The sequence below is a fragment of the Viridibacillus sp. d25.2 genome (assembly GCF_055456015.2).
On the sequence record NZ_CM196652.1, the window covers coordinates 1 to 14,840 of the forward strand.

The following is a 14,840-nucleotide window of genomic DNA, read 5'->3' on the forward strand; positions in this document are numbered from 1 at the left end:
GCTCCAAGGCGCGTAACCACTCTCACAGGGGGAAACCCCCAACTACCATCGGCGCTAAAGAGCTTAACTTCCGTGTTCGGCATGGGAACGGGTGTGACCTCTTTGCCATCATCACTAGACTATATTCGACTTCCAATACATGTTGTATTGAAACTCTCATTTGAAGAACTTGTTCTCTCAAAACTGGATAAATTTCATTGAAGTTTGTTAAGTAAAATTTGGTTAAGTCCTCGATCTATTAGTATTCGTCAGCTCCGTATGTCGCCACACTTCCACCTCGAACCTATCTACCTCATCGTCTTTGAGGGATCTTACTTACTTGCGTAATGGGAAATCTCATCTTGAGGGGGGCTTCATGCTTAGATGCTTTCAGCACTTATCCCGTCCACACATAGCTACCCAGCGATGCCCTTGGCAGAACAACTGGTACACCAGCGGTGTGTCCATCCCGGTCCTCTCGTACTAAGGACAGCTCCTCTCAAATTTCCTACGCCCACGACGGATAGGGACCGAACTGTCTCACGACGTTCTGAACCCAGCTCGCGTACCGCTTTAATGGGCGAACAGCCCAACCCTTGGGACCGACTACAGCCCCAGGATGCGATGAGCCGACATCGAGGTGCCAAACCTCCCCGTCGATGTGGACTCTTGGGGGAGATAAGCCTGTTATCCCCGGGGTAGCTTTTATCCGTTGAGCGATGGCCCTTCCATGCGGAACCACCGGATCACTAAGCCCGTCTTTCGACCCTGCTCGACTTGTAGGTCTCGCAGTCAAGCTCCCTTATGCCTTTACACTCTACGAATGATTTCCAACCATTCTGAGGGAACCTTTGGGCGCCTCCGTTACTCTTTAGGAGGCGACCGCCCCAGTCAAACTGCCCGCCTGACACTGTCTCCTACCCCGCTAAGGGGCATGGGTTAGAAGTTCAATACAGCTAGGGTAGTATCCCACCAACGCCTCCTCCGAAGCTGGCGCTCCGGAATCTCTGGCTCCTACCTATCCTGTACAAGCTGTATCAAAATTCAATATCAGGCTACAGTAAAGCTCCACGGGGTCTTTCCGTCCTGTCGCGGGTAACCTGCATCTTCACAGGTACTATAATTTCACCGAGTCTCTCGTTGAGACAGTGCCCAGATCGTTACGCCTTTCGTGCGGGTCGGAACTTACCCGACAAGGAATTTCGCTACCTTAGGACCGTTATAGTTACGGCCGCCGTTTACTGGGGCTTCAATTCGCACCTTCGCTTGCGCTAAGCACTCCTCTTAACCTTCCAGCACCGGGCAGGCGTCAGCCCCTATACGTCACCTTACGGTTTTGCAGAGACCTGTGTTTTTGCTAAACAGTCGCCTGGGCCTATTCACTGCGGCTCTCTCGGGCTTTCACCCTACTAGAGCACCCCTTCTCCCGAAGTTACGGGGTCATTTTGCCGAGTTCCTTAACGAGAGTTCTCTCGCACACCTTAGGATTCTCTCCTCGACTACCTGTGTCGGTTTGCGGTACGGGCACCTTTTACCTCGCTAGAGGCTTTTCTTGGCAGTGTGAAATCAGGAACTCCGGACATACGTCCTCGTCATCACAGCTCAACGTTATAGAAATGGGATTTGCCTCATTTCACGCCTCACTGCTTGAACATGCATAACCAACAGCATGCTTACCCTATCCTACTGCGTCCCCCCATTGCTCAAATGGTAAATAGGTGGTACAGGAATATCAACCTGTTGTCCATCGCCTACGCCTATCGGCCTCGGCTTAGGTCCCGACTAACCCTGAGCGGACGAGCCTTCCTCAGGAAACCTTAGTCATTCGGTGGACGGGATTCTCACCCGTCTTTCGCTACTCATACCGGCATTCTCACTTCTAAGCGCTCCACCAGTCCTTCCGGTCTGACTTCACAGCACTTAGAACGCTCTCCTACCACGGACATCTAAGATGTCCATCCACAGCTTCGGTGAATTGTTTAGCCCCGATACATTTTCGGCGCAGCGTCACTCGACCAGTGAGCTATTACGCACTCTTTAAATGATGGCTGCTTCTGAGCCAACATCCTGGTTGTCTAAGCAACGTCACATCCTTTTCCACTTAACAATTACTTTGGGACCTTAGCTGGTGGTCTGGGCTGTTTCCCTTTTGACTACGGATCTTATCACTCGCAGTCTGACTCCCGTGCATAAATCACTGGCATTCGGAGTTTGTCTGAATTCGGTAATCCGGGATGGACCCCTAGTTCAAACAGTGCTCTACCTCCAGGATTCTCTATCACGAGGCTAGCCCTAAAGCTATTTCGGAGAGAACCAGCTATCTCCAGGTTCGATTGGAATTTCTCCGCTACCCACACCTCATCCCCGCACTTTTCAACGTACGTGGGTTCGGGCCTCCAGTAAGTGTTACCTTACCTTCACCCTGGACATGGGTAGATCACCTGGTTTCGGGTCTACAACCACATACTCATTCGCCCTATTCAGACTCGCTTTCGCTACGGCTCCGTCTTCTAAAACTTAACCTCGCATGTAATCGTAACTCGCCGGTTCATTCTACAAAAGGCACGCTATCACCCATTAACGGGCTCTAACTACTTGTAGGCACATGGTTTCAGGATCTATTTCACTCCCCTTCCGGGGTGCTTTTCACCTTTCCCTCACGGTACTGGTTCACTATCGGTCACTAGGTAGTATTTAGCCTTGGGAGATGGTCCTCCCAGATTCCGACGGAATTTCACGTGTTCCGCCGTACTCAGGATACACTCAAGAGAGAATGAACTTTCAACTACAGGGCTGTTACCTGCTCTGGCGGGCCTTTCCAGACCGCTTCGTTTAACTCATTCCTTTGTAACTCCATATAGAGTGTCCTACAACCCCAAGAGGCAAGCCTCTTGGTTTGGGCTATTCCCGTTTCGCTCGCCGCTACTCAGGGAATCGATTTTTCTTTCTCTTCCTCCAGGTACTTAGATGTTTCAGTTCCCTGGGTCTGCCATCAAGACGCTATGTATTCACGTCAAGATACTGCTCCATTACGAACAGTGGGTTCCCCCATTCGGAAATCTCCGGATCAAAGCTCACTTACAGCTCCCCGAAGCATATCGGTGTTAGTGCCGTCCTTCTTCGGCTCCTAGTGCCAAGGCATCCGCCATGCGCCCTTAATAACTTAACCTAAAAGTTAGTTATTAAGCCTAAAAAACTTAATAATAAAAAATGTGTTACTTAATTTGCTTCAATGTCGTTTTATCCAGTTTTCAAAGAACAAGGTTTTGAAGATCATTTTACAATGAGCCTTCAAAACTGAACGCAAGACGTTAATCGACAGATCCAAGATCTGTTTCCGTAATTATCCTTAGAAAGGAGGTGATCCAGCCGCACCTTCCGATACGGCTACCTTGTTACGACTTCACCCCAATCATCTATCCCACCTTCGGCGGCTGGCTCCATAAAGGTTACCTCACCGACTTCGGGTGTTACAAACTCTCGTGGTGTGACGGGCGGTGTGTACAAGGCCCGGGAACGTATTCACCGTGGCATGCTGATCCACGATTACTAGCGATTCCGGCTTCATGTAGGCGAGTTGCAGCCTACAATCCGAACTGAGAACGATTTTATGAGATTAGCATACCCTCGCGAGTTAGCGACTCTTTGTATCGTCCATTGTAGCACGTGTGTAGCCCAGGTCATAAGGGGCATGATGATTTGACGTCATCCCCACCTTCCTCCGGTTTGTCACCGGCAGTCACCTTAGAGTGCCCAACTAAATGATGGCAACTAAGATCAAGGGTTGCGCTCGTTGCGGGACTTAACCCAACATCTCACGACACGAGCTGACGACAACCATGCACCACCTGTCACCAATGTCCCCGAAGGGAAAACTCTATCTCTAGAGCGGTCATTGGGATGTCAAGACCTGGTAAGGTTCTTCGCGTTGCTTCGAATTAAACCACATGCTCCACCGCTTGTGCGGGCCCCCGTCAATTCCTTTGAGTTTCAACCTTGCGGCCGTACTCCCCAGGCGGAGTGCTTAATGCGTTAGCTGCAGCACTAAGGGGCGGAAACCCCCTAACACTTAGCACTCATCGTTTACGGCGTGGACTACCAGGGTATCTAATCCTGTTTGCTCCCCACGCTTTCGCGCCTCAGTGTCAGTTACAGACCAGAAAGTCGCCTTCGCCACTGGTGTTCCTCCAAATCTCTACGCATTTCACCGCTACACTTGGAATTCCACTTTCCTCTTCTGCACTCAAGTCTCCCAGTTTCCAATGACCCTCCACGGTTGAGCCGTGGGCTTTCACATCAGACTTAAGAAACCACCTGCGCGCGCTTTACGCCCAATAAATCCGGACAACGCTTGCCACCTACGTATTACCGCGGCTGCTGGCACGTAGTTAGCCGTGGCTTTCTAATAAGGTACCGTCAAGGTACGTTCAGTTACTAACGTACTTGTTCTTCCCTTACAACAGAGTTTTACGATCCGAAAACCTTCATCACTCACGCGGCGTTGCTCCATCAGACTTTCGTCCATTGTGGAAGATTCCCTACTGCTGCCTCCCGTAGGAGTTTGGGCCGTGTCTCAGTCCCAATGTGGCCGATCACCCTCTCAGGTCGGCTATGCATCGTTGCCTTGGTAGGCCGTTACCCCACCAACTAGCTAATGCACCGCGGGCCCATCTAGTAGTGACAGCCGAAACCGCCTTTCAGCATTTTGCCATGTGACAAAATGGATTATTCGGTATTAGCCCCGGTTTCCCGGAGTTATCCCAATCTACTAGGTAGGTTGCCCACGTGTTACTCACCCGTCCGCCGCTAAATCAGAAGAAGCAAGCTTCTTCATCATTCGCTCGACTTGCATGTATTAGGCACGCCGCCAGCGTTCGTCCTGAGCCAGGATCAAACTCTCCATAAAAGTAGTTTGAAAGCTCATTAGCTTTGCTAGCGTATCATCAGAAGATGATATCTATTTCGTTTTGATCCATCAACAGAGTTGATGTCCAAAAACATTTATTGATTAACGTCTTGCATGTTCAGTTTTCAAGGTTCATTTTGTCGTGCTGTTTTGACGACTTTTAAATCTTAACATTTATATCTTCAAGTGTCAACTACTTTTTTGAAAAAGTTTTGTTTAAAATGAAGTTTTTAAGTTTTGTTCAGTACGTCTTAGCGACAATTAATATAATACAACATACTAGATATACTTGTCAACACTTTATGAGAAAAAAATGTAATAGGTGTTTTTGCGTTTATAAAAATGTTTAAAAAAACGGGCGCTTACACTGATGAACAAAGGTTTTAGGTATCTATTAATGAGCAGATTCTGAATTAAATGAGACTCCCCCTTTTGCAATTCACCTTAATCCCTTTGTGAGCAAGAATTAATACATTTATCTTAATTGATTTTTAAATGCCCCATACTTTCGAATAATTTTAGTTAGACTCTATTGATATTTAAATAAAATGAACAATTGTTCTGTAATCACGAGAAAAGAACAATAGAGATTGGCATCGAATTAATAGCCTTGTATAAGATTTTTAAAGAGAATAGAAAACTTATCTCATCTAACCAATATACTTTAATAGAGTTTTACTATCATTAAAATTTTGTTTACTTCGGTATGCATTTACCTAAATTTAGAATGGAGATAGTTAAGTATCAATGCTATTGCTATTAAGATACCTAAAGACGATTACAATAGCACCTATATCTTACACCCTCCCCGCCCTTCTCATCATGGGTCATTGAATCTAATGAATGTTGAGGGGTCATCCCTTACTATATCAGAGGAAATTAAAGTCCTTTCGTACCCCTGTTCTATTAGTGGCTCTAATTATTATCAAATCTTAAACAATTAAATTTTGAACAATAAAGTTAGATCGCAAAAAGACGATAGCAAATCTCGTAAACCTGGAGGTGCTTTTATATTCAGCTGCAAGAAACAACAATGCTCCTGAATTCAAAAATGAAGCAATTGAAGCTAGCTAAAGTGATGTATGGTATTCTATCTTCTGCTTTATCTAAATAAGACTTAACAATATGCCCTTACCTACATTATTACAAAGAAATTAATTGAATTTCATCCTAATCATCGACCGTACTGTACTTTAGCTAAAAGGTTGTCTCAAAATTATCAGAAGCACTTAATTACTGTTTAAAAAGAAATAAAAACATATATGGGAAAATAAAAAAGTCGCATAATTAATGTGTCTCATCAAAATAAAGAACCAATAATTTACTTGGAAAGTTATAAGATTATCAATTTATCTTCTTAAACCGGTATCTAGTTAAATAATAAACTCAAAAATAGACTTTAAATGTGTTTTTTATTTACTTATTATTAATATTTTCTTTTATGAAGCAGTCGGAGAATTAAAAAAAGCAGATCAGCTAGCCTTATTTAAGGCGATGAAACAAGACCTATATCCAAAAGAAGAAAATATAATGGAGGAATTACTTCCTAAGATCAAGGAGTCTCACTTTTCGTCTGGTTTAGGTTGTCTTCAATGCGGAAGTACTGCCGTAAAACGCAATGGTAAATATCGTTCTAGACAAAGATATTTATATAAGGAGGATTGTGGAAAAACATTTAATGATATGACAAATACGCCTTTTTCAGGTTCGAGTTATCCAGAAAAATGGATTAAATACATTTTATTGGAGACACAAGGTTTTAAATGCTTTAGGAAGTCACGGCTTCAATCAATTATCTGGCATTATTGAAAGTGATGAGACTTTCTTTCGCGAATCTTTAAAAGGTCGTAGATTCACACATCGTAAACCAAAAAAACGAGGAGAAAAGGATGAAAAACGAGGAATTCCAAATCAAAAAATTGCTGTAGTTGTAGCACAAGATCGAAATAACAATATTATTGCGAGGATAGCAGGTAGAAATCGTGTAAAAGCAGATGGAATTGATGCGGTTATCGGGGATCATATAGCCCGTTCTTCTTTGTTATGTACAGATACAGCTACCAACTATAAAAAATTCGCAGCAGCAAAAGATCTTAAACACGAAACAATTAATCTTAATCAAAATCAACAAGTAAGAAAGGGATATTCCACATACAACACGTTAATAACTTCCACAATCGCTTAAAGGGATGGCTGGAGCGTTTCCAAGGTGTGGGAACTCATTATTTGGACAAATACCTCTATTGGTTCCGGTGGCTTGAATTAGGCAAGAATTTATCATTTGATAAAAGAGTAGAGCAAATACTTATTTCAGCGTGTCAAAAGTCGAACTATACAACGGTTGAGATGTTGCGAAGACATAAAATAGACCTCGAAATAGAGGTCAATAAATTACTTTTCTACTGTGATATATTCATCATCTTTTAGTCTTGTAATTTCGCAATTTTCAAGGGCTTCAAATTCTTTGAGTCTATCTTCAATTGTCTTGCTTGTACTATCCTTGAACAAATCTTCTCTGTCGTAGTGAGGAAAAACAAGTTGGTCCGTTAATCCTAATGCTGAAAAATCTTTAGTATTTAGTGTATCCATTTGCGGAGTAAAGGAATGAACGACTTTGATGTTGGGACCAAGTAGAATAGCACCAGCACTAACGCCTACAATAACTACATTTTTTGAAACTAACTGTCTTAGGATTTTATCTGCACCACTTTGTTTAGTATGAAATAGCAAGTTAAATGGATTTCCACCGTTTATGTATATGACATCTTTCTGTGTAAGACTTTCTGGGTTATCAAATTCCAAGTCAATGAAATCAATGTTTTGGAACCCCATTTCTCTAAAATCTTCTTTTGCTTTTTGTGCATATCTATTATTCTCCCTGTGTGGTGAAGCAGTTGTGATAATAGCGACCTTCATATTGTTAACTTCACCATCAATGAGTATTAAAAAGTGGTTTTTAATAGCGTCAGTATAAAAACCATTAGAAGTTAATAATAATTTCAACATAATCAGCCTCCTTCTATTCTCTATTTTGTTTTTGTTATCCTTATTTTAGCAAAAAATTAAAGAGGTTAGAACTTTTGATTCAAAAACAACAATCTTTGAGAAAACAACCTATGATTAATATACAAATATGAGAATAAAATTCAACAATAAAAAAGCACAACTGATTAAATCAGCTGTGCTTTAGTTTGCCTAGCAACGTCCTACTCTCACAGGGGGAAACCCCCAACTACCATCGGCGCTAAAGAGCTTAACTTCCGTGTTCGGCATGGGAACGGGTGTGACCTCTTTGCCATCATCACTAGACTATATTCGACTTTCAATACACATCGCATTACTTCGTCAATTTCACTCATTCAAATCCTCATGTACAAAAGTACATTCCGGTTTTCATTCGTTCATTTCCTCGTACTGCTCGTGTCTTGAAACTCTCATTTGGAGAACTTGTTCTCTCAAAACTGGATAAATTACATTGAAGTTCGTTAAGTAAAATTTGGTTAAGTCCTCGATCTATTAGTATTCGTCAGCTCCGTATGTCGCCACACTTCCACCTCGAACCTATCTACCTCATCGTCTTTGAGGGATCTTACTTACTTGCGTAATGGGAAATCTCATCTTGAGGGGGGCTTCATGCTTAGATGCTTTCAGCACTTATCCCGTCCACACATAGCTACCCAGCGATGCCCTTGGCAGAACAACTGGTACACCAGCGGTGTGTCCATCCCGGTCCTCTCGTACTAAGGACAGCTCCTCTCAAATTTCCTACGCCCACGACGGATAGGGACCGAACTGTCTCACGACGTTCTGAACCCAGCTCGCGTACCGCTTTAATGGGCGAACAGCCCAACCCTTGGGACCGACTACAGCCCCAGGATGCGATGAGCCGACATCGAGGTGCCAAACCTCCCCGTCGATGTGGACTCTTGGGGGAGATAAGCCTGTTATCCCCGGGGTAGCTTTTATCCGTTGAGCGATGGCCCTTCCATGCGGAACCACCGGATCACTAAGCCCGTCTTTCGACCCTGCTCGACTTGTAGGTCTCGCAGTCAAGCTCCCTTATGCCTTTACACTCTACGAATGATTTCCAACCATTCTGAGGGAACCTTTGGGCGCCTCCGTTACTCTTTAGGAGGCGACCGCCCCAGTCAAACTGCCCGCCTGACACTGTCTCCTACCCCGCTAAGGGGCATGGGTTAGAAGTTCAATACAGCTAGGGTAGTATCCCACCAACGCCTCCTCCGAAGCTGGCGCTCCGGAATCTCTGGCTCCTACCTATCCTGTACAAGCTGTATCAAAATTCAATATCAGGCTACAGTAAAGCTCCACGGGGTCTTTCCGTCCTGTCGCGGGTAACCTGCATCTTCACAGGTACTATAATTTCACCGAGTCTCTCGTTGAGACAGTGCCCAGATCGTTACGCCTTTCGTGCGGGTCGGAACTTACCCGACAAGGAATTTCGCTACCTTAGGACCGTTATAGTTACGGCCGCCGTTTACTGGGGCTTCAATTCGCACCTTCGCTTGCGCTAAGCACTCCTCTTAACCTTCCAGCACCGGGCAGGCGTCAGCCCCTATACGTCACCTTACGGTTTTGCAGAGACCTGTGTTTTTGCTAAACAGTCGCCTGGGCCTATTCACTGCGGCTCTCTCGGGCTTTCACCCTACTAGAGCACCCCTTCTCCCGAAGTTACGGGGTCATTTTGCCGAGTTCCTTAACGAGAGTTCTCTCGCACACCTTAGGATTCTCTCCTCGACTACCTGTGTCGGTTTGCGGTACGGGCACCTTTTACCTCGCTAGAGGCTTTTCTTGGCAGTGTGAAATCAGGAACTCCGGACATACGTCCTCGTCATCACAGCTCAACGTTATAGAAATGGGATTTGCCTCATTTCACGCCTCACTGCTTGAACATGCATAACCAACAGCATGCTTACCCTATCCTACTGCGTCCCCCCATTGCTCAAATGGTAAATAGGTGGTACAGGAATATCAACCTGTTGTCCATCGCCTACGCCTATCGGCCTCGGCTTAGGTCCCGACTAACCCTGAGCGGACGAGCCTTCCTCAGGAAACCTTAGTCATTCGGTGGACGGGATTCTCACCCGTCTTTCGCTACTCATACCGGCATTCTCACTTCTAAGCGCTCCACCAGTCCTTCCGGTCTGACTTCACAGCACTTAGAACGCTCTCCTACCACGGACATCTAAGATGTCCATCCACAGCTTCGGTGAATTGTTTAGCCCCGATACATTTTCGGCGCAGCGTCACTCGACCAGTGAGCTATTACGCACTCTTTAAATGATGGCTGCTTCTGAGCCAACATCCTGGTTGTCTAAGCAACGTCACATCCTTTTCCACTTAACAATTACTTTGGGACCTTAGCTGGTGGTCTGGGCTGTTTCCCTTTTGACTACGGATCTTATCACTCGCAGTCTGACTCCCGTGCATAAATCACTGGCATTCGGAGTTTGTCTGAATTCGGTAATCCGGGATGGACCCCTAGTTCAAACAGTGCTCTACCTCCAGGATTCTCTATCACGAGGCTAGCCCTAAAGCTATTTCGGAGAGAACCAGCTATCTCCAGGTTCGATTGGAATTTCTCCGCTACCCACACCTCATCCCCGCACTTTTCAACGTACGTGGGTTCGGGCCTCCAGTAAGTGTTACCTTACCTTCACCCTGGACATGGGTAGATCACCTGGTTTCGGGTCTACAACCACATACTCATTCGCCCTATTCAGACTCGCTTTCGCTACGGCTCCGTCTTCTAAAACTTAACCTCGCATGTAATCGTAACTCGCCGGTTCATTCTACAAAAGGCACGCTATCACCCATTAACGGGCTCTAACTACTTGTAGGCACATGGTTTCAGGATCTATTTCACTCCCCTTCCGGGGTGCTTTTCACCTTTCCCTCACGGTACTGGTTCACTATCGGTCACTAGGTAGTATTTAGCCTTGGGAGATGGTCCTCCCAGATTCCGACGGAATTTCACGTGTTCCGCCGTACTCAGGATACACTCAAGAGAGAATGAACTTTCAACTACAGGGCTGTTACCTGCTCTGGCGGGCCTTTCCAGACCGCTTCGTTTAACTCATTCCTTTGTAACTCCATATAGAGTGTCCTACAACCCCAAGAGGCAAGCCTCTTGGTTTGGGCTATTCCCGTTTCGCTCGCCGCTACTCAGGGAATCGATTTTTCTTTCTCTTCCTCCAGGTACTTAGATGTTTCAGTTCCCTGGGTCTGCCATCAAGACGCTATGTATTCACGTCAAGATACTGCTCCATTACGAACAGTGGGTTCCCCCATTCGGAAATCTCCGGATCAAAGCTCACTTACAGCTCCCCGAAGCATATCGGTGTTAGTGCCGTCCTTCTTCGGCTCCTAGTGCCAAGGCATCCGCCATGCGCCCTTAATAACTTAACCTAAAAGTTAGTTATTAAGCCTAAAAAACTTAATAATAAAAAATGTGTTACTTAATTTGCTTCAATGTCGTTTTATCCAGTTTTCAAAGAACAAGGTTTTGAAGATCATTTTACAATGAGCCTTCAAAACTGAACGCAAGACGTTAATCGACAGATCCAAGATCTGTTTCCGTAATTATCCTTAGAAAGGAGGTGATCCAGCCGCACCTTCCGATACGGCTACCTTGTTACGACTTCACCCCAATCATCTATCCCACCTTCGGCGGCTGGCTCCATAAAGGTTACCTCACCGACTTCGGGTGTTACAAACTCTCGTGGTGTGACGGGCGGTGTGTACAAGGCCCGGGAACGTATTCACCGTGGCATGCTGATCCACGATTACTAGCGATTCCGGCTTCATGTAGGCGAGTTGCAGCCTACAATCCGAACTGAGAACGATTTTATGAGATTAGCATACCCTCGCGAGTTAGCGACTCTTTGTATCGTCCATTGTAGCACGTGTGTAGCCCAGGTCATAAGGGGCATGATGATTTGACGTCATCCCCACCTTCCTCCGGTTTGTCACCGGCAGTCACCTTAGAGTGCCCAACTAAATGATGGCAACTAAGATCAAGGGTTGCGCTCGTTGCGGGACTTAACCCAACATCTCACGACACGAGCTGACGACAACCATGCACCACCTGTCACCAATGTCCCCGAAGGGAAAACTCTATCTCTAGAGCGGTCATTGGGATGTCAAGACCTGGTAAGGTTCTTCGCGTTGCTTCGAATTAAACCACATGCTCCACCGCTTGTGCGGGCCCCCGTCAATTCCTTTGAGTTTCAACCTTGCGGCCGTACTCCCCAGGCGGAGTGCTTAATGCGTTAGCTGCAGCACTAAGGGGCGGAAACCCCCTAACACTTAGCACTCATCGTTTACGGCGTGGACTACCAGGGTATCTAATCCTGTTTGCTCCCCACGCTTTCGCGCCTCAGTGTCAGTTACAGACCAGAAAGTCGCCTTCGCCACTGGTGTTCCTCCAAATCTCTACGCATTTCACCGCTACACTTGGAATTCCACTTTCCTCTTCTGCACTCAAGTCTCCCAGTTTCCAATGACCCTCCACGGTTGAGCCGTGGGCTTTCACATCAGACTTAAGAAACCACCTGCGCGCGCTTTACGCCCAATAAATCCGGACAACGCTTGCCACCTACGTATTACCGCGGCTGCTGGCACGTAGTTAGCCGTGGCTTTCTAATAAGGTACCGTCAAGGTACGTTCAGTTACTAACGTACTTGTTCTTCCCTTACAACAGAGTTTTACGATCCGAAAACCTTCATCACTCACGCGGCGTTGCTCCATCAGACTTTCGTCCATTGTGGAAGATTCCCTACTGCTGCCTCCCGTAGGAGTTTGGGCCGTGTCTCAGTCCCAATGTGGCCGATCACCCTCTCAGGTCGGCTATGCATCGTTGCCTTGGTAGGCCGTTACCCCACCAACTAGCTAATGCACCGCGGGCCCATCTAGTAGTGACAGCCGAAACCGCCTTTCAGCATTTTGCCATGTGACAAAATGGATTATTCGGTATTAGCCCCGGTTTCCCGGAGTTATCCCAATCTACTAGGTAGGTTGCCCACGTGTTACTCACCCGTCCGCCGCTAAATCAGAAGAAGCAAGCTTCTTCATCATTCGCTCGACTTGCATGTATTAGGCACGCCGCCAGCGTTCGTCCTGAGCCAGGATCAAACTCTCCATAAAAGTAGTTTGAAAGCTCATTAGCTTTGCTAGCGTATCATCCGAAGATGATATCTATTTCGTTTTGATCCACCAACAGAGTTGATGTCCAAAAACATTTATTGATTAACGTCTTGCATGTTCAGTTTTCAAGGTTCATTTTATCGTTTTGTTTTGACGACTTCCATATCTTATCATCCTTTTTGCATTATTGTCAACACATTATCATAAAAAAGTAATAGGGGATTTTTTTAGTGTTAATAAAAAATGAGTGGGAGCGTTGATATGATGCGGAAAACTATCATTCTTAGTAGTTTTATTTTGGTTGTTTTTTTATTATTTATACCTACGAAAGAGAAACTTTTAGAAGTTTTTAATGTAACTGATGGGCCAGATATTATTGCAAAAGGAACTTATGGTCAAACGTTAACAATTGATGTTTCTTTTGGAGATCAAGAGCTGGAGCAATGGATAAAAACTTTGTCTCCCCCATATCCTCTATTACTATTAGATAAGGATTGGATAAATCGTTCCCCTGCGATTGTACAATTACTTAAAGAGAAAAAGATACCTACCGGATTATTAGGAAAAGAAAGTGCATATTATGAAAGTAATCTACAGGCCTTAGGAGAAGAAATCACTATTTATGAGAAACATTTTGGTGTAAAGCCTTTATGGTTTAGAACAAAAGACCAACTATTCCCTAGTGATATGCGTCAACATTTATGGCAAGAACAAATTAATATGCTTGGATCTTCTAAAGTATGGTCAAAGGATAAACTCCCCACACTTGTCAAAGGAGATATTATTACTGCTCCTATGCATCAAGAACAACGTATAAGTTTTAAAAAAATCGATGCATTACGAGCTAAATATGATTTCTCTACCTTGGAAAAGACAATTTTCGGCTACGATGTGAAAGATAAAAAGTTCCCTTAGGAGAGTTTTCATTTCTAAAACGGGGATAATTATTACTTAATTTCCGTTATTCATTAATAAAAATACATTGCATTTCATAACGTTTCGATTAATAACATTTAGTCCATAAAAAAAGTGATGTCCTTATAGGACATCACTTTACTTGTTACTTTACTTTTGATGCTTCAGCTAATCGACGTGCTTTTCGGCGTTCTTCTAATTTCAATCGATCTTCATCAGATTTCGCATTATATTTCGGCAAACTTAGCAATTGAAAAGCGTTAACCGCTAACAGAGGGAATAGTAGTAACGTTACATATTCATCTCCACCATCAGTACGCACCCATAACGCGATTAACCATTCCAGTGTAGTTACTACTATCATAAAAAATAAGGAAGGAATAAGAACATGTTTCTTCGTTAATTTTGTCTTTTGTATAGCAGTCGCTATGGAGCCCGTAAGTAAGACAAGCAATAGAACAATATACAATAACCAATCTTGCGAAGTATGGGCATATGGTTTGAAGCGAACCAATACTAAATCAATTAACGTGACAACGATAATCAGCATTTGTACCCAATTCCATAATGTTAAGGAACGGAAAATATTCACTCCAATTTGGTGCACAGTTAAATATGCAAAGAATCCCGTTTGTGCAATAACACTCATTGTAAAACCCAAAATAACAAACCAAACAAGCCCTAAAAAGAACTCTGCCCATTCTCCATTCGAAAAATGTACAGCATAAAAGTCATTCCATCTAATGAATAAACTAAAAACTCCCGTTATGGAACCACCGATTAACATTGCATTTAAGAAAAATTTAAACCAATTTCGTATCGTCACGACTAAAAGTCCTCCGTTTATAAAAACAATTTCTTGTTTCATTCTAACAAC

General features: G+C 44.4%; 3 protein-coding genes, 6 rRNA genes and 1 pseudogene. 2 read left to right on the forward strand and 8 right to left on the reverse strand.

Annotated features, from left to right (window positions below):
• Positions 1 to 2: 2 nt before the first annotated feature.
• The 3 genes from rrf (ACZLO7_RS00005) to ACZLO7_RS00015 all read right to left on the reverse strand — a co-directional run bounded on the left by rrf (ACZLO7_RS00005) (position 3) and on the right by ACZLO7_RS00015 (position 4,885).
• Positions 3 to 119: ribosomal RNA gene (rrf, locus tag ACZLO7_RS00005) — 5S ribosomal RNA — on the reverse strand.
• 99 nt (positions 120 to 218) lie between these two features.
• Positions 219 to 3,148: ribosomal RNA gene (locus ACZLO7_RS00010) — 23S ribosomal RNA — on the reverse strand.
• 184 nt (positions 3,149 to 3,332) lie between these two features.
• A 16S ribosomal RNA gene (locus tag ACZLO7_RS00015) occupies positions 3,333 to 4,885 on the reverse strand.
• The 16S, 23S and 5S rRNA genes sit together here, the layout of an rRNA operon.
• Positions 4,886 to 6,310: 1,425 nt before the next feature.
• On the opposite strand from ACZLO7_RS00015, the pseudogene ACZLO7_RS00020 reads away from it, so the two are divergent.
• A pseudogene (locus tag ACZLO7_RS00020) lies at positions 6,311 to 7,312 on the forward strand (IS1595 family transposase).
• Here the strand turns inward: ACZLO7_RS00020 and ACZLO7_RS00025 are convergent.
• The 4 genes from ACZLO7_RS00025 to ACZLO7_RS00040 form a co-directional block, all read right to left on the reverse strand.
• On the reverse strand, positions 7,277 to 7,891 hold the full coding sequence (locus tag ACZLO7_RS00025; RefSeq protein ID WP_464941438.1) for a Type 1 glutamine amidotransferase-like domain-containing protein: 615 nt from the start codon (positions 7,889 to 7,891) through the stop codon (positions 7,277 to 7,279). The pseudogene ACZLO7_RS00020 and the gene ACZLO7_RS00025 overlap by 36 nt on opposite strands.
• 187 nt (positions 7,892 to 8,078) lie before the next feature.
• Positions 8,079 to 8,194 (reverse strand): 5S ribosomal RNA (gene rrf, locus ACZLO7_RS00030).
• A 187-nt stretch (positions 8,195 to 8,381) separates the two neighbouring features.
• Positions 8,382 to 11,311, reverse strand: a 23S ribosomal RNA gene (locus ACZLO7_RS00035).
• 184 nt (positions 11,312 to 11,495) lie between these two features.
• A 16S ribosomal RNA gene (locus ACZLO7_RS00040) occupies positions 11,496 to 13,048 on the reverse strand.
• Between the two features lie 261 nt (positions 13,049 to 13,309).
• On the opposite strand from ACZLO7_RS00040, the gene ACZLO7_RS00045 reads away from it, so the two are divergent.
• Positions 13,310 to 13,963, forward strand: coding sequence for a hypothetical protein (locus tag ACZLO7_RS00045; protein WP_464939364.1), 654 nt, complete (start codon positions 13,310 to 13,312; stop codon positions 13,961 to 13,963).
• A gap of 145 nt (positions 13,964 to 14,108) precedes the next feature.
• Here ACZLO7_RS00045 and ACZLO7_RS00050 read toward each other — a convergent pair whose 3' ends face one another.
• Positions 14,109 to 14,789, reverse strand: coding sequence for a KinB-signaling pathway activation protein (locus ACZLO7_RS00050; protein ID WP_464939365.1), 681 nt, complete (start codon positions 14,787 to 14,789; stop codon positions 14,109 to 14,111).
• Positions 14,790 to 14,840 lie beyond the last annotated feature (51 nt).